Raw genomic sequence first — 22,508 nt, 5'->3', positions numbered from 1 at the left:
GGCTAGGTCCGAAAATATACCAAAAATAAACTAACATTCCCAACAGATTACGCGAACAAAAAGTCAATTAATCGATCGTTAATGCAAATCTCAAAAAAATGGACACAACCAATTCATAATTGGGGAATAGTTTTAAATCAATTTTTAACTATATTTGAAAAATGGGTTTAACTATAAAAAAATCAAACCCACCTGAAATATAATTACACAGAATTTTGGACACTGTCTTTTTATATGTTTTTTAATTATTGTTTAAATAATTCATTAAATTTTCTCTCCTCCTCTTTCATCATTTCATCAAATTCTACTTGAGTTATCGATTTACCTTTTGTTGGTTTATTTATTTTTAATTTATCACTCACTTCAACTTTTGTTGCTAAATAAATTTGTTTGTTTACGGAATTTTCTTCTTTATTCGTCAAAATTAATTTTAGAATAATTCCTGGTAATCCTTCATAATTAGAAGGTCCATTTTTTATTTTAATTGTTGACGCATACCAAGCTTCAACAAATGAATTTTCAGAAACTTGTAAAGTTGCTTTTTTAACATCGAACCCTAAAATTTTATCTTTATCTTTTGCTAATATCCAATTTTTGGTTGTTATAGAATCGGTTATTAACATTTTTTTTCCGTTATAGTTCACTTCAGAAAGAGTTGATTTGTCAACTAAATTTTTATAATAAATTCCTCCTGGTCCACTTATAAAGGAAATTGAGACTCCTGATCTACCCTGAGAGTTATCAATTCTATCTATTCTTTGGAAAAGCGATTCTTTATCAGAACTTAAAAACTCAAAATACAATCTATTTTCGTTACTGTTTTTTAATCGTTCTTTGACAACAGCATCTTTTGCATTTTCAATATCAAATTCATTTCGAAATTCGTATTCTATTTGTATTTTTTCTTGACAAAATGTATTTACAAAACACAATAACATTACAAATGAAAGTATATTTTTCATATAGATTCTTATTTTTTTCTAATTTCTGTGGCTTTGGATAGTTAATTGAATCATAAATTATTTTCCCATTCAAATAATAATTCTATATCTATTCTTTCTCCTTTTGGGAATATAAAATTACTGTCTATTTTTCTTAATTTTTCTTTAACTCTTTCTGGCGTTTCAAATTTTAATTGTGGATATTCTTTGATGCTTTTTACAGCATACGTTTTATTTTCTAAAGGATTTTTTATTGTACTTACTTCTATCTTTTTCACGTCCTTTAATTGCCAAGAATATCTCCCGCTGTCTTCATTAACACTTACTATTGCGCCAGGAAGTCCATGCAATTTCCATGGTCCAACATTTACAGGAATATCTAATGTGTACCAAGCTGTATAGTTTCGCCCTCTGAAAGTAGCAGTCGCTTTTTTAAGATTATAATCATTTTCTACTTTTGTTTCATTTGATAATTCCCATTTGATAGTTGGTATTTTTTCTGTAAAATTCATCATTTCAATATCAATCTGTTCTTGAATGACCATTTCTAATTTTTTGAAATTACTATAAATTAATTCATTATCAATCACCTTTTCATCTATAACTAATGAAGTGCTGTTTTTTTCACTCTTTGCTTTTTCTTTTAGTTTTATTACCGTATATAAACTTACCTTATTAGGAACGTCATATACTAATGTTGTGTTATATGTATTTGTTCTATTCAATATTGAAACATGATTATTGAACTGATAATCAAGCTTATAGATTTGCGCATAAATAGAATTAGCAATACAAAATAAAACTATTAATAATAGTGGCTTTAATTTCATTTATTATTTATTTTATAATAGCCTGATTAATTATAATCAGGCTATATTAATGTAGTTGATATTAGTTAATTCAATTATGAATGATCTGCAATATATTGCTCTAAATACTTATCAGCTTGATAATTACAATTTAACTCTGAAGTAGCATAAACTATTGTATAAGCAAGTAATTTACCATTACCATCACGAATTGTTATTTCACAATTATTAACATCTTCAGAAGTATTATAATTTATAACTGATGATAATTCTTTAACTTCATTTGTAATTTTTGTTTCTGTTTCGTTTGCCATAGCAAAAGTTCCGATAAGTGCAAAAGCACTTGCTAATAAGATTTTTCCATTTTTTTTAGTTTAAATATTGTTGTTAATATTTCTAAATTAATATTTTTTTTAAAAAACAAAAAATTTTAAATACTTAATTTAAGAAATATTTAAAAATGAAGTTTTTTACATTAGAGTTGAAATATCTTATAACACCTTTTATGTTAAGTAAAAGGTGTTTTTTATATTTTAGAATATCAATTTTCAAGTGGATATTTTCTTCAAAAAGTTATAGTACAATAACTAATTCTACATTTATTGTGTTTAACCAAATCCACTACTCTACTAAATCGTTAAAAATTAATCAAAAAACAGAAGAAGTATCTTATAACATTCAAAACGTTTGTACTTTTGTCTTATAAAAAAATATCCAATATGAAGCATCAAGCAGTAGAAGGTTTTTCGAAATTATCGAAAGAAGGAAAAATTGAATGGGTTGTCAATGAATATTTGAATGGCGATGAAAAAGCAATTCAAATCATGAAACAATATTGGAATGATGATGCAGATTTACAAAAACTGCACGACGAATTTTCAGAAAATACAGTTTCTAATTTCTATATGCCGTTTGGTTTAGCACCAAACTTTTTAATCAACGACGAATTATATGCCATTCCAATGGCTGTTGAAGAGTCGTCTGTTGTTGCTGCGGCTTCTAAAGCTGCGAAGTTTTGGCAAACACGTGGTGGTTTCAAAACAACTATTTTATCCACAACAAAATTGGGTCACGTTCATTTTATGTACGAAGGCGACAAAGAAAAGTTACAAAATGCATTTGAAACAACGATTAAAAATCAATTAATCGAAACGACAAATGATATCACCAAAAACATGCGTGCGCGTGGTGGTGGTATTTTAGCTTTGGAATTAATTGATAAAACTGCTGATTTAGAAAACTATTATCAAATAAAAGCGTCTTTCGAAACAATGGATTCGATGGGTGCAAACTTTATCAATTCTTGTTTAGAACAATTTGCCAAAACATTACGCAACGAGATAGAAGCTGATTCTACTTTTACAGATGATGAAAAAGATTCAGTTCAAATCGTGATGTGTATTTTATCGAATTATACGCCAGATTGTATTGTTCGTGCAGAGGTTTCTTGTCCTGTTGAGCAATTGGCAGAAGGAAATGTAACCTCAGAAGAGTTTGTAGAAAAGTTTTTGCGCGCTGTTCGCATTGCAGAAATAGAACCATATCGTGCAACAACACATAACAAAGGAATTATGAACGGAATTGATGCGGTTGTGATTGCAACAGGTAACGATTTCCGTGCTGTAGAAGCTTGTGCGCATACATATGCGGCGAAAGATGGGCAGTATTCTTCGTTAACACACTGTGAAGTGAAAGATGGAGTTTTTCGTTTTTGGATTGATTTACCAACTGCTCTTGGTACAATTGGTGGATTGACAGCTTTGCATCCGTTAGTAAAATTAGCAATGGGAATTCTTGGGAAACCGAATGCTAAAGAATTGATGGGATTTGTTGCTGTTGCAGGTTTAGCGCAAAACTTTGGTGCATTACGTTCTTTGGTTACAACTGGAATTCAGAAAGGTCACATGAAAATGCACTTAATGAATATCTTGAATCAGTTAGAAGCAACTGAAGAAGAAAAGAAATATTTTGTCAATTATTTTAAAGATAAAACGGTTTCTCATCACAATGTTATCGAAGAGTTTTGCAGATTACGTGGTGTAAAAAATGTAGAAGAGATCAAAAAAGAGAAGTAATCTAACAAATGCGAATTTGGTCTGTTCATCCGAAATATCTCGATGCAAAAGGAATTGTAGCACTTTGGCGCGAAACGCTTTTGGCAAAAAATGTTTTGGAAGGCAATACAAAAGGTTATAAAAATCATCCGCAATTAATTCGTTTCAAATCAATTGAAAAACCGCTTGAAGCGATTAATCAATATTTAGCAGAAGTTTGGGACGAAGCCACAAGACGAGGATATAATTTTGACCGAAATAAAATTGATTTTGATTTTACAAAGATTAAAATTGAGGTTACAACAGGTCAAATGCAATATGAATTCAACCATTTATTAAAGAAGTTAGAACAAAGAGATCCTGAGCGATTCAAACAATTTGAAAACCTCAAAATGGTTGATTGCGCAGAGATTTTCGAAGTAAAAGAAGGAGAAATAGAAAAATGGGAGATCATTTCTTAGAAGAATATTTTGCGAAAGCAAAAGAAAAACAACGTGAACATAAAAAGTTTTTGGAGAAGTTGAAAAAGAAACCACCTAAAAACTTGGATCAGAAAATGGAAGAAATCCACGAAGATGTTTTCAATCGTATTGATTGTCTTTCTTGCGCGAATTGTTGCAAAACAACTGGTCCACTTTTTACACAAAAAGATATTGAGCGTTTAGCGCATGTTTTTCGAATCAAACCAAGTCAATTTATTGATAAATATTTACGAATTGATGAAGATAACGACTACGTTTTACAGCAGTTGCCTTGTCCTTTTTTGGATAGTGATAACTATTGTTTGGTGTACGAAGATCGTCCGAAAGCATGTCGAGAATTCCCACATACCGATCGCAAAAAGTTTTATCAAATAAATCATTTAACGATAAAAAACACATTGATTTGTCCAGCAACTTATGAAGTTGTCGAACAAATGCAGAAAGAAATAAAAGTATAAATGGATACACTCTTAAAAATAATCGCATTTATTATGTTGATATTTCCGACAATTTATCAAGGAATTGCTGGATTTAGAACCAAAGATGCTACTGTTGTAAAAAAAATTGCTTGGCGCGCCGTTTTGATGCAAATCATGGGAACGCTTTTGGCTTATTTTATCTTCATAAAAATTGGTCAAGACAAACAAGTTGCCATTTATGTTGGCTTTATGTTTTTTACATCGGTTGCAATTTTAGTGCTGATTCAAAACATTTTGATTTACTTAAAAAATAATAGTAATAATTAAAACGTCGCTCTATGAGCGACGTTTTTTTAATATCATTAAGCTAATAAATTAACGTATTGTTCTGCTTTTTCGGTTAGTTTAGTTTTTACTTGATCATAATTTGAATCAAAAAAACTTCGTAATCTGAACTTTGATTTTTTGGTTTGAATAGTTAGAATTTGATTGCGATTCAAGCGAAAAATGTCTTCTTCTTCGTACAAATAATAAATTGCTCGATATGGAATTTCATCTTTTTTGAAAATTGTTCTGATTTCGAACGTTTCTTCTTTTAACGTAAATAAGGTCAAATTAAACGTTAAATCGTATAAAATAGACATCGATGCAAGTAAAGAAATCATGAAAACGCCAATGCGTAAAAAAGGTTCGTCTATCCAAAAATTTCCTCCAAACCAAAAAGCTTTGACAAACGTGAAGTTAACCATCATTAATAATAGAAAAATGATGATGAGAAGAAGTGTTTGCCAACTAAGTTTAGATTTTACCATCTCTCATTGGATTTGTACTAATTTACAATTTTTTTGAACAGGTTTAGAAAATTTTTCTACAAATAAAAAACCTCAGATAAATCTGAGGTTCATTATATTAAAAAAAATGTTATGTTATAAAATTTCAATACTAAAACTATGATTGAGATAATTGTTATAATCCAAGATTTATGCCAAACTGAATCATTTTACGATTATCAAATGTATTATCTTTAAAATAATTATTAAAATCCTTTCTCACAAAGACATCAATCAATCCTAAACCAATTGTTACTTCGGCTCCGTAGATAAAATTATTCACATTATAATTTCCACGATTTTTGCTGCGAACACCATCTCCTTTGTAAATATTATTCGATGATAACAACGTTCCTCCATACATATATGCTGCGATATAGTGTTTTCCTTGCGGACGATATGCAAAATCTTCGGTAATATTTTTGACTTTCGAAAAGTTGTATTTAAATCCAACTGGAACCATAAAATAAGCCGAGCGCAACTTCGATTTGTCTAACGATTTGTCATGTTTTATTAAACCAACATCTCCATTTTCATCACGATTAAAACGCATATCATCGTCAATTCTGTAAGTTCTCCAAGAGAATAGTGCTCCTGCTAAAAAGTTAACTGGACTCGTTAAGGATAATTGTCTTTCGTACATTAAACCTGCCGTAATATTACTTGAAAACTTTTCGTGTTTGTTCAATTCTTCGTCTTTTTTACCTGTAAACGCCATGTATCCAAAAGAAGCATAACCGTTAATTTGATTCGCAATTCGGTAACGTTTCGTCACATCTTGTTTTGTTTTTGGCGTAATTGGATCTTCGCCATTCATAATCGAAAATGCAACTTGTTGTTTGATGATATCATCTAAGTTAAAATTCACTTCCTGAATACGATCATTTATCGTTCCCGAATACACATTTGCAATCGCTTCTTTCTTCGCTGTAGCCTCAGAAGCATTCAGTTTTCCTTCTGCTAATTCTTTGTCAACTGCCGCAATTTTCTTTTCCATTGCAGATTTTTCTTCCTGCACAATTTGACGAATCACTAACGTAAATTCGCTAATGCGATCTTTTACAATTGGACTGATTTTTTCGTCATTTTTATCATTCAAATCAAATGTAAATTTTTGAGCATATAGTGATGTAGCTGATAAGCATAATAATCCTGCTACGATAAGTTTTTTTATCATAATCTTGCTAATTTAGGGATATTAATGTTTTATTTGAAGCCGATAGAAACCACGCGCGATTGGTTTGACTCCTTTAGATTTTCTTTATTTTCGATCGAATACAACAACATATTTGGATCTACAAAATTCTTCTTCTTTTTGTTCACTTTTACAGAATCTAATGTTGTGTTAGCTGCAATATTTTTCTTTGGTTGAGCTTCTGATTTTAACTCTTCTTTCTTCTCTGCAATAGCTTCTTTCTTCGTTGGAAAAGCCATTTCAACTTGTTGAGATTCTTCATTTATTGCAACCTGAACTTTACCATGTTGAATCGGTTTCTTCTCTTCTTGTGGTTGGGCTTCAATTTCTTTAGAAGAATCAATCTTTTCATTATTCGCTAAAATAGATTCTGAAGAGTGAATTGTATTCGAATCTAATTGAACTTTTTCAGAATTACTTTTTTCTTGATGATTTACAAATTCTTTTGGTTGATCATTTTTAGATTGATTCGAGAATAAATAAACCGACGTAGTAACTGTAAACAACGCCACAACCGCAGCAGACAACCACCATTTATAGTTTGATTTTTGTGGTGATGGAGCGACATCCATACGAGCTTGAATTCTGTCCCACGCATCATGAGAAGGATTCAATTCACGATTTTCTAAATCGTCTTTTATATAGTTTGATATTTTATCGTTGTTTTTCATTTGTCATTTTCTTTTTACTTAGAACAATTTCTTTCAGTTTTGCCTTTGCTCGAAACAATTGCGTTTTGCTGGTCGATACCGAAATATTCAGCATTTCTGCAATTTCTTGATGCGAATAATCTTCGAGAATATGAAGATTAAACACCAATCGATAAGGTTCTGAAAGTTGATCTAACACGTCTTGCACATTAAAATTTAACCACGCTTCCTCTACTTCTTCATCCGCTTCATCATAATTAGAAACTCTTACATCATCAACATAAATCAATGTTTTATTTGCACGTAAAAAAGTTAAACATTCGTTGACCATAATTCGACGCATCCAACCTTCGAAACTTCCTTTATTTTGAAATTTCTCGATATGATTAAAGACTTTACAAAAACCGTTAATCATACAATCTTCTGCATAATGCATGTCTTCGATGTAACTTCTACAAACGCTCAGCATCTTTTTGGAGTTTTGTTCGTAGAGTTCTTTTTGCGCCAAAGCATCGTTCTTTTTTAGTCGTTCGACTAAAATTTCTTCTTTACTTTTTCGATTTAGTACAAATAATTTCACGTGTGTTAATTGCTTTCTTACTTAATAGACTCAAGGTTTGTAAAAAGGTTACAGAAAATTAAAAAAATATTTAAAATATTTAATAAAAAAAATCGTTCTCAGAAACAACAAGTTATAATAATGAATCTAAAAAAATTAGATTATTTCCTTATTTTCCTCAATATACTCATTATTCTTTTTATACCGTTTCTATTATCTAATGGTGGAATTGGAGAGGATTTTAATTATTACATCAATTTAGCTGATAAACTTCCTGCAGTAGAAGATAATTTATTTCCGTTAGGATTTCCATTGTTTCTACGTTTATTCAAAGAAATAACAAACGAATATTTTTACAGCTCGATACTTCTCAAGCTCATTTGTTTCTTATTTATTCTTTGGCATTCTTATAAAAAACAATTTTATTTTAGAGAAGTTCTTCTACTGATGTGTTTAAAATCTACCACTTGGATTTTTATATACCAATGTTCAGAATATATTGGTTTACCTTTTTTATACTTGTTTATTTATTCTATTCATCAATTGTTTTCTGATAAAATATCGAGTAAAAAATTTTTCATTACTGTTTCAATTTTAGGTTTTATCTTGTGCACAATTCGATATGCTAATGTATTTATTTTCATTTCTTCTCTACCATTTGTTTTCTTTTTAAAAGGTTATTCAGAAAGAATAAAATTTACCTTATTTAGCACAATTGTATGTATAGGAATGTTACTTTCTATTTATTTACTTTTTAATTATTTACATATTGGATCATTTGCTTCGGAAAGTAAACGAATAAATAATGAAACTGATCATTTTTGGAAAGACACTTACGTTGATTTCATTGGATTTATTAATCTTTCGAATCCTTTCTTTTATCTCAAAACTTTTGACTATACTACAAAAACAAAACTATTTCTTTCATTTATCTTTATTATAATCGATTTTATCTTTTGGTATATTAGTTTTCGATTACTTAAAAAAACAAAAAATATCTTCGTTAAATATTTAGTTATTGTAGCTATTTTAAATGGAATTATTACTTTTTTTGCTGCAATGGCTCAAGGAATCGAACCATTAGGAATTCGAATTCTTTTTAACTCTTCCTATTTGTTTTATTTTGCTTTGTTAATTGTTATTCGTGAAAACAACGTTTTATCAGATAAAATTTTATTTATCATTTGTTTATTAAGCTTAGTTTATAATTGTTGTTTTATTGTTAAAATTCCATCTAATTTTCTATTCTATAAACATGCTGTAGAAAAGGTTGCTCAAAACAAATCATCTCTTCCTAAATATTATTTTGATGATGACGAAAAAGTAATCGAAACAGTATATACAATTCCAATTATTAATAAAACATTTTATTATACACATGAGAATAAACAACCTAACTATATTTACAAGGCTATTCTAAGACTAATCAATCCTTCTATTATATTTTTAGACAAAGCCCCTCAAGAAAATAACTCTGAAATTATTTATAGTTCGGAGATAAACAATTTTATTGAACATAAAAAATCCGCTGATTGAGCGGATTTTTTAACTATTTCTGAAACGAATCTTTATTCAATTCGTATAATATTTTAAGACCTTTTATCGTGTGTAAACGATCATCAATATCAATTTTATCTGTCAACGATTTGTAAACACCGCCAACTCCTCCTGTCGAAATCACATAACATTGTTCTCCTTCTTCGGCATTGATACGATCGATCATTCCTTCAACCATACTCAAAAAGCCATAAACCATTCCTGATTGCATGCAAGATTCTGTATCTGATCCTAAAACAGTTTTAGGTGCTTTCAGTTCGACTGTTGGTAATTGAGCTGTTTCTCCCACCAACGAATTTAAGGCAGTAATAATTCCAGGAGCAATTACTACTCCACCAACACTTGCCGATTCGTCGATGCCTAAGAAAGTTAGCGCAGTTCCAAAATCAATGACAATTTTTTTGCCTTGATAATTTTGATAATGTGCAGCTACTGCATTCGCATATAAATCTGTTCCCATTTGGTTTGACTTATGCTTGATTGCTGATGGCGTATTACGATCTACAACCATTGGTTTGAACTTGTGAATCTTTTGTAACGCAATCTTAACGCTTGCTGTAAGTGGTGGTACAACCGAACCTATCACAATATCTGTAATATCATTTTTCGAAATTCCGAAAGGCTCGTACATGTTCGAGAATTTTGCAAAAAACTCGTATTCGGTACGATAAGGTTTTGAATTGATTGTCCATGTAATAATCTCCGTTTCACTTTTGAAAACCGCGAAACGAAGATTAGTATTTCCAATATTTACTGCTAATAACATTATTTTGTAAATACGTTATTTTTATCATTTACATCTGCCAAACGTTTTGTTGGATCGATGGTAACTTGTTTAATTTCTTTTGAAACTTTAACGTCATATGTAGGTTTTGTCCAGAACCAATCTTCTAAAATTGTTCTTTTTGCACCTTGATATTCCACTAAATTTTCTGCTGGTTTTTCTCCACGCATTTCACGTAAAGGAATGTAAAATAACTCTTTAGATCCATCTGTATATTCAACCAATAAATCAATCGGCATTGCAAAATCTGATTTATTAGCGATTGTAATTGTATTTCCGTTTACAGCTTCTACAGCGTAATCAATTTTGCGTGTTGTATTGATAAATAAATTGAAGTACCATTTAAGATTAATTCCAGAAACTTCTTCTGCCACACGTTTGAAATCGTTTCCAGAAGGATGTTTGAATTTCCATTGTTTATAGAATTCTAAAAATGTTTTGTTCAAATTATCATTCCCAATAATATAACCCAATTGAATCGCTAAAACTTGACCTTTATAGTAAGCTTCCAAAGAATATGCATAGTTGGTGTTGTAATAATCTGCCAATAAACTTGCAGGTTCTTCTTTTCCAGAAAGCGCTAAAGCAATATAACCTTTGTAAGCATCTGGATTTGGATTAGAAGGCATTACTTTTAATTTATCTACCACATTAAGATGTGCCATTTGCTCTACATACGATGTAAAACCTTCGTCGAACCATTCGTTGTACGTTTCATTGATTCCAAATAATTGTTGGTACCAAGAGTGCGCTGCTTCGTGGAAAATTGTACCGATTAAACTATTTAAATTACTTCCTCCAGCAATTAAAGTTGCAGTACCATATTCCATACCACCGTCACCACCTTGAATAATTGAATACGTTTTCCAAGGATATTCACCAAAGTGTTCAGAATTATAATCGAAGAAACCTAATGCATAAGGCATCGCTTGTCTCCACGCAGAAGATTTATCATTATCTTGGTAAACTAAATAAACATCTACGCCATGCTTTGATTTTGCATGTTCTACAATAAATTCTTTGTCTGCAGCCCAAACAAAATCGTGAATATTTTCAGCTTTGAAATTCCAAGCTACTTTTCCATTCTTTGTTTTGATTGTTGGATTTTTTACATAACCTTTTACACTATTAGGGTCTTGTAATTCTCCTGAAGCTCCGATTACATAATCTTTATCGATGTTAATTGTGACATCAAAATTACCAAAAGGCGCAAAAAATTCGCGACCAATGTATTCATCTAAATGCCATCCTTCTGGATCGAATTCTGCCATTTTAGGATACCATTGTGCCATAGAAAATTCTACACCATCTTTCGAATTACGTCCAGAACGACGAATTTGTTCGGGAACTTGTGCATTCCAAACCATATCGAAAGTAGAAGTTTGTCCTTCTGCAATTGGTTTTGCTAATGTAACTTCTAAGATTGTTCCGTCTACTTTATATGAAACGGCTTTACCATCTTGTTTAAGAGATGTTACTTTTTGATAACCAATTTGATCTGGTTTTAATTCAGAAATACGGCTAACATATTTAGGATTTTCTTTTGTTCCGATATTTGTTGCCATTCTTTTATCAGGATCTGAAATGTTTTGTAAACGATTATCCATCATACTTCCTGGTTGAAAAGCATTAAAATATAAATGAAAATAAACTTTATTCAGGCTTTGACCTGAATTGTTGGTGTATTTCAATTGCATTTTTCCATCGTATTGATATGATTTTTCTTTCATATCAACATCTATTTTATAATCTACCTTTTGTTGCCAATATCCTTTACGTTGTGCAAAAGCTAATTGAACCAAACATAAGCAGATTAGTAAAGTGAATTTTCTCATTTCTAACTAATCATTAAACTTTAACTTCAAAAATACAAAAAAGATTGAGATTAAGGTGAAGGTTGGGGGTTGGTTGTTTTTATTTAGTTAACAACCTTCTGTTACTTTTTTTATTCATTGAATATCTATTTTAATTAATTGGTATTCATATGCCCTTCGGGGAACAGTCAAAAAAAGTAACCAAAAAAGACTTGGCTGTAAATCGATTGGACTAAAAATGGTTTTCGCTTCGCTAAAGATTTTAAAAACTCTACGAGCTAAAATCTTTTTAACGCTGCTCTTCAATCATTTTCTTAACGTCATCGATTTAATGCCAATTTTTTGATTTGGAATTTGATTAGAAAATAATGTGAAGCTGAAATGAATTTAGCTTGATAAGTTAGGGTTTACACTCTTCTATGCCCTCTCGAGAGGGATTTTTTTTTGTGTCTTTGGTGAAGTTTTTTCTTTTGATAAAAAAAGAAAAACCGTTTGTATCTTGGACATCAACTTATGTGATTTGTTATGATATAAACGGTTTTTTCTCTCTTTTCTGAATCATAGTCAATGTTAGTTTACTATGATTTTTCCTACGTAAACAGAATTAGATGCAAATAGGTTTTCTGGATTGACAAAGGCAATCCATATATGTAATTCTTTACCTTGATATCTTGGTAATAAACTTAGTTGATATGTTAAGTCTACACGGATTGCATTGGTTTGAAAAAACTGGGTTCCTACATTAAGGTCGTTGTCTTCTGCAAGTAATGCCACCATGTAATCTGTTTCGCCATTAGAGCCCATGGAGTTGTTTTCCCAATCGATCTGAATTGTTAACGGAGTTGGAGAACTGATGGCTAAGGGTTGTAGATCTATTCCTTTTCCTTTTGAAAATTGAATTTGATGATAATTAGGTAGTATTTGTAAATTATCCATATCACAGACTAATGCATTCATGACATTGCTCATTGCAGAATTGTATGTGGAACGTAATCCTACTTTTGTTCCGAAAAATGCTTTTGCATATTCTTTGTAACTCGCAAGAAATAAGACTGATTTGTTGAAACGTTCTTTGATTAATGCTTGTTTTGGAGTTGGTGCTTTTGATAATTTTTTAGGACGAATGCGTGATATTTCGTAACCGTTGACATTTGCGACTACTATTCGACCTGTACGACCGGATGTACCTGAAATGATACTGTCAATAACTTTACCCATACTTTTTGGTTTTAAATGTTTTACTTGATTTTTAATTTCTATGGTGAAGTTCGTAATGGATATCCGTATTAATTCAATTATTGCATACAAATGGAAACATTTGGAATGATTTGCAATGCTTTGGAATGAAATGTACTTATTTGTATTCGTCTGTATATTTCTGTGGTTGTGCTGTGGTTGTTCTGTTGATAAGTACCGCAGCGCTTCGGTGTTTGTTCGGTGTTTGTGTGGTTGTAGTGGTTTTGTTTTACATTTGATTTACACTCTCCTGACCTCTTTCAAACGGGGAAGTTTTTCTTTTTGGTTAAATCTTCTGTCTCTTTTTTTGTCTAAAAAAGGATTCAAAAAAAGAATTGGTTGTTAATTGTTATCTTTAATGATGATCTTATTGAGTATTATTAAATTTATTATAAATAAAAAGAGGCTTAAAAGCCTCTTGATTTATTTGAGTAATTGATTGATTATTGCTTGGTAAACTTCGTGTCTTAAGTAGACGTTTCGACCAAAATAATTGTAGGCTTTTAAAAGGTTTTTCTTTCTGTAATTGTATAATGTACTTTTGCAAATTTTTAGGTATTGCAATACATCCTCCTCTTCCATTAGGTACAAATCTAAAGAACTAATGTTTCCTTCTGCAAATGCTTGTTGCATTTTATTGATTTCTTCTGCTAATTGTTGAAACTAATTGACTGAGTTAAACGCTTGACTTTTCATCTGAAGAATCGTAAGATTTACTCTAAAGATAAATTGATTATCGAAATGATTTTATGGGTTTTAACTTTATTTATCAATAATGTGTTGTTGATAAGTTAGGGTTTACACTCTTTGCAAAATAATCCCATATAAAAAAAGCTCGTGTCAAGTACTTGACACGAGCTTTTAAATAATAAATAATAAAAAACTATATAATAATCATTCTACAATTACCACATTGGCGTTTGCAAAAATGAAGATAATATTCCTGGAAAAATTCCCATCACAATTAAGATTACCATTCCGATGATTAAAAGGAAATTCGTTAATCCATCTTGTGTTTTTAATTTGTTTTTCCCTTTTTTGAAATACATGTAGTTGATGATTTTGAAGTAATAATACATACTCAAAACTGCCATAACCAATGCAATTACAATCAAAAATAGGTTTTTATCGTTTGTTCCTCCAATACTTAATGCCATAAATTTTGCGAAGAAACCTCCTGTTAATGGAATACCTGCTAATGAAATTAACGAAATTGTCATGGCTGCAGCTAAAACTGGATTTGCTTTTCCTAAACCAATGAAACTTTCAAATTTTGGATTTTTGAATTGATCAATCGTATAGAAAATAATGAAATTCGCAACCGAATAAGCAATCGTATAGAACATCAAAGCCTCTTTAGAAGCTGAATTGATGTTGAACAAAACAAATAACATGAAACCTGCTTGCGCGATTGATGAATAAGCCATCAAACGTTTGACAGATTTTTGAGAAACTGCTCCGAAGTTTCCGATAAATAACGTCAAAATGATGATTGACGCAAATAATAAACGGTAATATTCGGCATATTCTACATTTGTTGGGAATGATTTTAAGACTAAAATAAATCCTAAAAATGATCCTCCTTTGATGATTGTCGACATAAACGATGTAAACACAGTTGGTGTTCCGTCGTAAACGTCTGGTGTCCACGCATGGAAAGGAGCTGCAGAAACTTTGAAACAAAATGCAAAGATGATTAGACACCATCCTGCGTAATAAATTGTTTCGAAATCTTTGTTATAGTTCACCAATTGATCAACCATAAAAGTTCCTGTTGCGCCATACAAAAACGTTACACCCAACATCAAAATCCCTGTTGAGAAAGCTCCCATCAAGAAATATTTTACAGAAGCTTCTGTACTTCTAAGACTTTCTTTGTTTGTTCCTGCAATAATGTACATTGGAATTGACATTAATTCGATTCCTAAGAACATAATTACTAAGTTATGGAATTGTGCTAAAACTGCGATTCCTGTAAAAGAGAAGAAAATTAAGGCATAATATTCTGCCACATGTTTTCCTACTTTTCCAAACGAATCTTTGTTCAACAATAAGTAAAAAATTGCCAATCCCGCCAATGCGATAAAGAACGAAACGCCGTAAAGCGACTGTCCAATCATGTTATCGAATTTTCCTGCGAACATTGAGCAACCTTTCAAATCAAAAATTCCTCCTACAATCATTCCGAAAAACAGAACAACAGAAAGTATATTTAAGGCACGATTATTTTTGATGTAGAATCCACTAAACATCAAAATAATACCTGAAAGTGCTGATAAAATAATCGTATTCATATCTATTTATTCAAAAATGATTAATGTGCTAATAAATTAAAAATTGGTGTTGGATAAACTCCTAAGATAATCACAATGATTGCGATTACTGATAAAACTGCAATTGGTCCAAAACCTCCTTTTTGAGCATCTTTTTGTTTGATGTTTTTCACTTCTCCAAACAATAATGCGCTTGATAATCTCAACGTATAAACGGCAGATAAAATAACACCTAAACAAGCTACAACACATAAAACTGGATTGTGTGTAAACAATGCTGAAAGCATCATAAACTCTCCGATGAATGAACTTGTCAATGGTAATGCAACGTTTGCTAAACCGAATATCATGAATAAGATAGATAATGTTGGATCAACTTTCGCTAAACCACCAATCGATTTGATATCTGTCAAATCATATTTTCTTTCCATAATATCTACACATAACCATAATCCTAAAACAACTAAACCATGTGAAAACATTTGAAAATAAGCTCCTGTTACACCATTTGCTAATTCTGAAAATATTGAAACGAAGATTAAAGCCAAGTGAGCAATCGAGCTATATGCAATAATCTTCTTTACATTTTTTGCACTCAATGCGATTAACGAAGCGTAAACTAATCCGAAAATTGCGATATACGTAATGTATTTGAACAATTCTGAAATTGTTGGGAACATTCCCAAATACCAAGTAACCACTGCAAATAATCCCATTTTCGCCATCAAAGCTGAAAGTACAACTGTTAATGGAGTTGGAGATGTTTTGTAGATGGTTGGTTGCCATGTGTGAAATGGAAAGATTGGAATTTTAATCACAAAAGCGATTAAGAATAACAATGCCAACGCTGTATTTGTTGAATAATGCGGTCCTGTAACTTGTACAACATCTGTTAATAAAAATGATGCTGGTTGTAAGAAAAATCCGATGTAAATAATTCCTCCTAACATAAACATCGATCCTAAAATCGTGTATAAGAAGAATGTCATATTTGCGCGAATTTTGTCTTTTCCAATTCCGAATAATCCGATTAAGAAATAAACTGGAATTAAAACAACTTCCCAGAAGAAATAGAATAAAATTAAATCTTCTGCTAAGAAAACTCCGTTTAATCCTGCTAAAGTGATTAGCAATAACCCATAGAATGTATTGCTATATTTTTGTTTTGTTGTTGATAAATAAACAAAAAGAGCTAAGTAAGTAAGGTTAGTTAATAAAATCATTAATCCTCCCAAACCTTGAGCATTTAACGCGAAATAAGTTTTAACGCTGTTGAAATTGAACCATTGTGTTTGAAACGTTAACTCGTTGTTTCCTCCTTTGCAAGTGATAAACAAGTACAACGCCAACAACGCTCCACCAACGAATGCTCCTAACCATCTTTGTGGTTTTTGACCTTGCATTAATAGCATAAAAACTCCTACTATTAATGGTAAAATGATAAATAAAGATAAAAGCATTACTAACCTATTTTGAAATTAAATACCCCATAAAAAAGATTGCGATACCTGCCACGATTCCAACAACCATTAGCATAATATAGAATCCTACATTTCCGTTTTGTAGCTGACGTACATTTTTTGATGCGCGACCAGAAACAGTTCCAACTCCTAAAACAAAAGCTGCAATTCCTGCTTTTTCTACATATTTTTTCAAGACATCACCTAACTCGAACAATGGTTTTACAATTGCATTGTCGTATAATTCGTCGATGTACCATTTATCCTCAAAGAATTTTGCAATTCCAGTTGCTTCACCATCTACATGATTTGTGTATTTCTTGATGGCATAATAAATTGCGCCAAGCACACAAAGTAATAAAGCTCCCATCATCATCCATTCTGTTGCATGAGAAACATGATGAGCTTCTCCGATTGATACAACTCCACTTAAGAAAGTTTGAAGTTTGTGTCCGTCTTGCATAAACAACGCTGGAATTCCTACATAACCTGCAAAAACAGAAAGAACTGCTAAGATGATTAATGGAATTGTCATTGCTGCTGGACTTTCGTGCGGATGAGCATCTTTATCTCTTAAATCTCCTAAGAAAGTCATCGCGTATAAACGGAACATGTAGAATGCTGTCATCACAGAAACGATAAATCCGATTCCGTAAACAACTGGATTAGAAACAAACATTCCTAATAACATTTCGTCTTTCGAGAAGAAACCTGATAATCCTGGAATACCAGCGATTGCCAAACATCCAATCAAGAAAGTGATATGTGTAATTTTCATGTATTTCTTCAATCCCCCCATTTTGCGCATATCTTGCTCGTGGTGCATTCCGTGAATCACAGAACCTGCTCCTAAGAATAATAATGCTTTGAAAAATGCGTGCGTCATTACGTGGAAAACTGCTGCGATATACGCTCCAGAACCAATTGCTGCGAACATTAATCCTAATTGAGAAACTGTAGAATAAGCCAATACTTTTTTGATATCGTTTTGGCGCATTGCAATAGTTGCAGTAACAAAAGCTGTTGCAATTCCTACGTACTGAATAACTTGTAATGTGATCGGTGCTGCCGAAAATAATTCGTTGCAACGTGTAATCATAAAAATACCTGCCGTTACCATTGTTGCAGCGTGAATAAGTGCTGAAACTGGCGTTGGTCCTGCCATCGCATCTGGTAACCAAGTGAACAATGGTAATTGAGCCGATTTACCCGTTGCTGCTAAGAATAACAATAATGTGATTCCTGTTAATACAAAACCTGTAAATGCAGATGAATCAATTGCTAATTGGCTGAATACTTTTACATATTCTAACGTTCCAAATTCTTTGAAAATCCAAAACATCGCCAATAAAAATCCAACATCTCCGATACGGTTCATGATGAAGGCTTTCTTCGCTGCTTTGATATATTCTGGATTTGTAAACCAAAAACCAATTAACAAGAATGAACATAATCCTACTCCTTCCCATCCAATAAACATCATTACAAAATTGTTTCCCATAACAAGAATCAACATGAAGAAGATGAATAAATTTAGGTAAGAAAAGAATTTTGCAAATCCTTTGTCTTCGCTCATGTAAGCCGAGCTATACACGTGAATTAAAAATCCAACTCCTGTAATAATTAACAAGAACAAACTCGTTAATGCATCAATTTGAAATGCAAACGGAACTTGTAAAGTTGGAATATTGATAATATCAAATGCCTTAAAAATTAATGGTTGTGCATCTGCTCCTGATGGAACTGACATAAAAACCATGATTGATAAAATGAAACTTGCCAAAACTGCTCCACTTCCAATGAAAGTCACTAAGCTTTTAGAAAGTACATTTCGTCCTAAACCGTTAATTAAAAATCCGATGAATGGAATCAAAGGAATTAACCATATATACTGCTCCATTCTTAACCTTTTAAACGATTTAACACATTAATATCTACCGAGTATACTTTGCGGAACAATAAAATTATCACTGATAATCCTACAGCAACCTCAGCCGCAGCCACAACCATAATAAAGAATACTAAAAGTTGTGCATCTGTTCCTTTTTCTAATGCTGGATTTGCGTGATAGTGCATTTTTGAGAACGCTACTAACAACAAATTCACAGAATTTAACATCAATTCTATACACATAAAAATGACAATTGCGTTACGACGAATCATTACGCCAGCCATTCCTATTCCGAATAGGATTAATGATAAAGTAATATAATAACTGATTGGTAACATCTTTTACTTTTTATATTTAATCCAATAATTCTTCGTCCTTTTTCGATAACATCACCGCTCCAATCATTGCAGAAATAAACAAAATACTGCTCAACTCGAATGGTAAAACATATTCTGAATACAACAATGATCCTAAATTGTGAATCAATCCTAAATCACCTGTTCCCATTTCTACAGCTGTGTTTGCAGAAGCTTGATTTTGTGAGAAAATACTAATTGTCAAGGCAATAAATAATAAAGAGATTAAACTCGCTGCTAATATTTTTGCTGGTCGACCAAATGATTTCTTTTCACTATTCAAGTTCATCAACATCACCACGAATAAGAACAATACCATAATTGCTCCGGCATAGACAATGACGTTTACAATTGCCAAAAACTGTGCGTTTAGCAATACATAATGTCCGCTGATGCAGAAGAATGTTACGATTAAATATAAAATGGAATGTACAGGATTTTTACTGAACACCATTAGTAGCGCACTTAACACCGTTAAGCTCGACAAAACATAGAATAAAATGATAGGTAATTCCATTAATTTGTAGCTTTTTTCGGGATTAATAAATCTTCTTTCGAATAGATAAAGTTTTGACGTTTGAAACTTGCTGGTGGAACTGTTTGCGATAAATAAACAGCATCTTTTGGACAAGCTTCTTCACAGAATCCACAGAAAATACAACGTAACATGTTAATTTCATATTTCGCTGCATACTTTTCTTCACGGTAAAGGTTTTCTTCACCAGGAAGTCTTTCTGCCGCTTCCATTGTAATCGCTTCTGCTGGACAAGCCAAAGCACAAAGTCCACAAGCCGTACAATTTTCGCGATCTTCTTCGTCTCTATTCAAAACGTGTAATCCTCTAAATACAGGACTAAACGGTCTTTGTTTTTCTGGATAACTAATTGTTGCTTTCTTCGAAAAGAAGTGCTTCAATGTAATCATCAACCCTTTTGCGATAGAAATCAAATAGATACTTTCCCAAAAAGTAAGGGGTTTACGTTCTACTTGTTTTACTCTATTTGTAATTGGTTTCATACTTTTAATGATTTTGATGATTCTACTTGTTTAATAATAAAATCACTAAGCCTGTAATTAACATATTGATTAATGCTAAAGGCAATAATTTTTTCCAACCTAAATCCATTAATTGGTCATATCTGAAACGAGGAATCGTCCAACGCACCCACATATAGAAGAAGATGAAGAAACAAGCTTTACCGAATAATGAAAGGAAATTAAGAATTGCCGTTCCATTCACTCCGATAGAGTTTACTAATGTTGCATCGTCTACAAATGGGATATCGTATCCACCAAAATATAAGGTAGAAATTACTACAGAACTGATAAACATGTTGATGTATTCTGCGAATAAGAAGAATCCCATCTTCATCGAAGAATATTCTGAGTGATAACCTCCAATTAACTCATTTTCTGCTTCTGGTAAATCGAACGGAGTACGGTTAGTTTCTGCGAACGAACAAACCAAGAAAATAATAAATCCTAATGGTTGTAATAAGATAAACCACGCATGCTCTTGTTGATAATGTACAATATCACTCAATTTTAAAGAACCTGTCATCATCAAAATTGTGATTAACACGATTCCCATCGGTAATTCGTACGAAATAATCTGCGAAGCTGCACGCAAACCTCCCATTAAAGAGTATTTGTTGTTCGATGCCCAAGCACCAATCATAATTCCATAAACACCTAAACTTAATACACCTAAAATGTATAAAAATCCGATGTTAACATCTGCAATTTGAGGAACAACTACACGATCTCCAATCTCGAAAGCTGTCGACCATGGAATAACTGCACCTGTCATACAAGCTACAATCATTGCCAAAGATGGACCTAAGATGAATAAAAATTTATTCGAATCTTTTGGTGTAATTTCCTCTTTCGAGAATAATTTTAAACCATCGGCAAGCGGTTGTAATAAACCAAAAATACCTGCACGGTTTGGTCCGATACGATCTTGTAAGAATGCTGCAACTTTACGCTCAGCCCAAGTAGAGTACATGGCAACAACTAATGCAAAACCAATCATTACGCCTACTAAAGCTAACTTTTCTAATGCATCAGCAATAAATTCTTCTGTCATTTTGTTAATTTTATTTACGAATGATTAATCTTTAAAATCTTTACTTGTTGCTGGTCCATCAATTTTAGATAAATCACGATTTGGTTCATTTACTTCTGAAACCGAGTGAATATCTAATAAAATCTTTGGATCGCGTTTGATTACTTTCGGAAGTGTTTCTTTTGGCTCCACTTTATTCTCAAAGTAATGACCTTGACGAACAACAGAATCTTTAGAAATTTCTGATGGTTTTTCTAACGTCCAATCGTTGATATCTTTTTTATCGAAACGACATGTGTTACAAATCCAATCTTTTACTTCGTTAAATTCATCTTTGCGAGCTGTTACACGGAAAACTTCGTTTCCACGGAACCACACTTGTGCTTTACCAGAACAAGTCGGACAATCGCGATGTGCATCAACTGGTTTCAAGAACCAAACACGATTTTTGAAACGGAACGTTTTATCTGTTAGAGCTCCAACTGGACAAACATCAATAATATTTCCGATGAATTCGTTATCTAAACTTTTGTTGATATGAGTTGAAATTTCTGCGTGATCTCCACGATTCATTACACCATGCTCACGACAACCTGTGATTTGATCCGCAGTTTTTACACAACGATAGCATAAAATGCATCGGTTCATGTTCAACTGAATATTTGGACCTAAATCTTCTTTTGGGAATGTACGACGATCAAATTCGTAACGCGTTGCTTCTGCTCCGTGCTCGTAACTTAAATCTTGTAACTTACATTCTCCTGCCTGATCACATACTGGACAATCTAAAGGATGGTTGATTAATAATAATTCAACAATACCTTTACGTGCCTCAACTGTACGCTCAGACGTTTTATTGCCTACAACCATTCCGTCCATAACTGTTGTACGACAAGACGGAACCAATTTTGGCATTGGACGAGGATCTGCTTCACTTCCTTTTGATACTTCTACCAAACATGTTCTACAGTTTCCTCCTGTATTTTCTAATTTACCGTAGTAACACATCGCTGGAGGTGCTACTTCTTTACCAACCATACGAGCGGCTTGAAGGATCGTTGTTCCCGCAGGTACTTCAATCGTTTCGTTATCGATGGTAACTTTAAATAATGGTGTTTCTTCTGCCATCT

Annotated in this window: 24 protein-coding genes and 1 pseudogene; 6 read left to right on the top strand and 19 right to left on the bottom strand. The window is 32.1% G+C overall.

Going from position 1 to position 22,508, the window contains the following annotated elements; genetic code table 11:
* Positions 1-6: 6 nt before the first annotated feature.
* Positions 7-171 (top strand): annotated as a pseudogene (locus tag B4J88_RS15220) (IS256 family transposase); the annotation flags it as partial.
* A gap of 74 nt (positions 172-245) precedes the next feature.
* On the opposite strand, the gene B4J88_RS09515 reads toward B4J88_RS15220, so the two are convergent.
* The 3 genes from B4J88_RS09515 to B4J88_RS09505 form a co-directional block, all read right to left on the bottom strand.
* Positions 246-962 (bottom strand): GLPGLI family protein, encoded by a 717-nt coding sequence (locus tag B4J88_RS09515; protein WP_115002331.1) that lies wholly within the window; start codon positions 960-962, stop codon positions 246-248.
* A gap of 50 nt (positions 963-1,012) precedes the next feature.
* Positions 1,013-1,771 (bottom strand): GLPGLI family protein, encoded by a 759-nt coding sequence (locus tag B4J88_RS09510; protein ID WP_115002330.1) that lies wholly within the window; start codon positions 1,769-1,771, stop codon positions 1,013-1,015.
* A gap of 74 nt (positions 1,772-1,845) precedes the next feature.
* Positions 1,846-2,064: a hypothetical protein gene (locus B4J88_RS09505; protein ID WP_115002328.1), complete on the bottom strand. Its 219-nt coding sequence runs from the start codon at positions 2,062-2,064 to the stop codon at positions 1,846-1,848.
* A gap of 405 nt (positions 2,065-2,469) precedes the next feature.
* Between B4J88_RS09505 and B4J88_RS09500 the strand changes: the two genes are divergently transcribed.
* From B4J88_RS09500 to B4J88_RS09485, 4 genes are read left to right on the top strand one after another with little or no spacing between them, the layout of a single operon-like run.
* The gene (locus tag B4J88_RS09500; protein ID WP_221854701.1) at positions 2,470-3,825 is read left to right on the top strand and encodes a hydroxymethylglutaryl-CoA reductase; all 1,356 of its coding nucleotides are present in this window, start codon (positions 2,470-2,472) and stop codon (positions 3,823-3,825) included.
* A gap of 8 nt (positions 3,826-3,833) precedes the next feature.
* Entirely contained in the window at positions 3,834-4,265 is a 432-nt protein-coding gene (locus B4J88_RS09495) for a pyrimidine dimer DNA glycosylase/endonuclease V (protein ID WP_115002324.1), read from the top strand.
* Positions 4,247-4,744, top strand: coding sequence for a YkgJ family cysteine cluster protein (locus tag B4J88_RS09490; RefSeq protein ID WP_291067431.1), 498 nt, complete (start codon positions 4,247-4,249; stop codon positions 4,742-4,744). The genes B4J88_RS09495 and B4J88_RS09490 overlap by 19 nt, the downstream gene beginning before the upstream one ends.
* Positions 4,745-5,032 (top strand): hypothetical protein, encoded by a 288-nt coding sequence (locus B4J88_RS09485; RefSeq protein WP_291067430.1) that lies wholly within the window; start codon positions 4,745-4,747, stop codon positions 5,030-5,032.
* 35 nt (positions 5,033-5,067) lie between these two features.
* Here B4J88_RS09485 and B4J88_RS09480 read toward each other — a convergent pair whose 3' ends face one another.
* The 4 genes from B4J88_RS09480 to B4J88_RS09465 form a co-directional block, all read right to left on the bottom strand.
* Positions 5,068-5,517, bottom strand: a complete 450-nt coding sequence (locus tag B4J88_RS09480; protein WP_125348910.1) for a hypothetical protein — start codon at positions 5,515-5,517, stop codon at positions 5,068-5,070.
* A 154-nt stretch (positions 5,518-5,671) separates the two neighbouring features.
* The gene (locus B4J88_RS09475) at positions 5,672-6,712 is read right to left on the bottom strand and encodes a PorT family protein (protein ID WP_125348909.1); all 1,041 of its coding nucleotides are present in this window, start codon (positions 6,710-6,712) and stop codon (positions 5,672-5,674) included.
* Between the two features lie 29 nt (positions 6,713-6,741).
* The gene (locus B4J88_RS09470) at positions 6,742-7,401 is read right to left on the bottom strand and encodes a hypothetical protein (protein ID WP_125348908.1); all 660 of its coding nucleotides are present in this window, start codon (positions 7,399-7,401) and stop codon (positions 6,742-6,744) included.
* A complete protein-coding gene (locus B4J88_RS09465) occupies positions 7,385-7,960 on the bottom strand; it encodes an RNA polymerase sigma factor (protein WP_125348907.1) in 576 nt (191 codons plus the stop codon). The genes B4J88_RS09470 and B4J88_RS09465 overlap by 17 nt, the downstream gene beginning before the upstream one ends.
* Before the next feature lie 120 nt (positions 7,961-8,080).
* Here B4J88_RS09465 and B4J88_RS09460 point away from each other — a divergent pair, with 120 nt between their 5' ends.
* Entirely contained in the window at positions 8,081-9,475 is a 1,395-nt protein-coding gene (locus B4J88_RS09460; protein WP_125348906.1) for a hypothetical protein, read from the top strand.
* A gap of 13 nt (positions 9,476-9,488) precedes the next feature.
* Here the strand turns inward: B4J88_RS09460 and B4J88_RS09455 are convergent, their stop codons facing one another.
* From B4J88_RS09455 to B4J88_RS09400, 12 genes are all read right to left on the bottom strand, one after another.
* Positions 9,489-10,262: a type III pantothenate kinase gene (locus B4J88_RS09455; RefSeq protein ID WP_181816351.1), complete on the bottom strand. Its 774-nt coding sequence runs from the start codon at positions 10,260-10,262 to the stop codon at positions 9,489-9,491.
* Positions 10,262-12,115: a M1 family metallopeptidase gene (locus B4J88_RS09450; RefSeq protein ID WP_291067425.1), complete on the bottom strand. Its 1,854-nt coding sequence runs from the start codon at positions 12,113-12,115 to the stop codon at positions 10,262-10,264. The genes B4J88_RS09455 and B4J88_RS09450 overlap by 1 nt, the downstream gene beginning before the upstream one ends.
* Before the next feature lie 549 nt (positions 12,116-12,664).
* The gene (locus B4J88_RS09445) at positions 12,665-13,312 is read right to left on the bottom strand and encodes a DUF6266 family protein (RefSeq protein ID WP_219034520.1); all 648 of its coding nucleotides are present in this window, start codon (positions 13,310-13,312) and stop codon (positions 12,665-12,667) included.
* Between the two features lie 441 nt (positions 13,313-13,753).
* The gene (locus B4J88_RS09440) at positions 13,754-13,963 is read right to left on the bottom strand and encodes a helix-turn-helix domain-containing protein (RefSeq protein ID WP_219034519.1); all 210 of its coding nucleotides are present in this window, start codon (positions 13,961-13,963) and stop codon (positions 13,754-13,756) included.
* Between the two features lie 272 nt (positions 13,964-14,235).
* Positions 14,236-15,624, bottom strand: coding sequence for an NADH-quinone oxidoreductase subunit N (locus tag B4J88_RS09435; protein WP_038333340.1), 1,389 nt, complete (start codon positions 15,622-15,624; stop codon positions 14,236-14,238).
* A gap of 20 nt (positions 15,625-15,644) precedes the next feature.
* A complete protein-coding gene (locus B4J88_RS09430; RefSeq protein WP_038333343.1) occupies positions 15,645-17,063 on the bottom strand; it encodes a complex I subunit 4 family protein in 1,419 nt (472 codons plus the stop codon).
* A gap of 7 nt (positions 17,064-17,070) precedes the next feature.
* A complete protein-coding gene (nuoL, locus tag B4J88_RS09425) occupies positions 17,071-18,963 on the bottom strand; it encodes an NADH-quinone oxidoreductase subunit L (RefSeq protein ID WP_180905457.1) in 1,893 nt (630 codons plus the stop codon).
* A 2-nt stretch (positions 18,964-18,965) separates the two neighbouring features.
* Positions 18,966-19,292, bottom strand: coding sequence for an NADH-quinone oxidoreductase subunit NuoK (gene nuoK, locus B4J88_RS09420; protein WP_026357457.1), 327 nt, complete (start codon positions 19,290-19,292; stop codon positions 18,966-18,968).
* A gap of 16 nt (positions 19,293-19,308) precedes the next feature.
* Entirely contained in the window at positions 19,309-19,827 is a 519-nt protein-coding gene (locus tag B4J88_RS09415) for an NADH-quinone oxidoreductase subunit J (protein WP_180905458.1), read from the bottom strand.
* Positions 19,827-20,327 (bottom strand): NADH-quinone oxidoreductase subunit NuoI, encoded by a 501-nt coding sequence (gene nuoI, locus B4J88_RS09410; RefSeq protein WP_038333352.1) that lies wholly within the window; start codon positions 20,325-20,327, stop codon positions 19,827-19,829. Before nuoI ends, B4J88_RS09415 begins: the two co-directional genes overlap by 1 nt.
* Before the next feature lie 22 nt (positions 20,328-20,349).
* A complete protein-coding gene (gene nuoH / locus B4J88_RS09405) occupies positions 20,350-21,399 on the bottom strand; it encodes an NADH-quinone oxidoreductase subunit NuoH (RefSeq protein ID WP_038333358.1) in 1,050 nt (349 codons plus the stop codon).
* Between the two features lie 24 nt (positions 21,400-21,423).
* Positions 21,424-22,506 (bottom strand): 2Fe-2S iron-sulfur cluster-binding protein, encoded by a 1,083-nt coding sequence (locus B4J88_RS09400; RefSeq protein WP_115002357.1) that lies wholly within the window; start codon positions 22,504-22,506, stop codon positions 21,424-21,426.
* Positions 22,507-22,508: the final 2 nt, after the last annotated feature.

The organism is Empedobacter sp. UBA5036, assembly GCF_002415215.1.
Lineage (GTDB): Bacteria > Bacteroidota > Bacteroidia > Flavobacteriales > Weeksellaceae > Empedobacter > Empedobacter falsenii_B.
The sequence above is the reverse complement of the archived record's forward strand: the minus strand, read 5'-3'. Positions and strand labels throughout refer to the sequence as shown.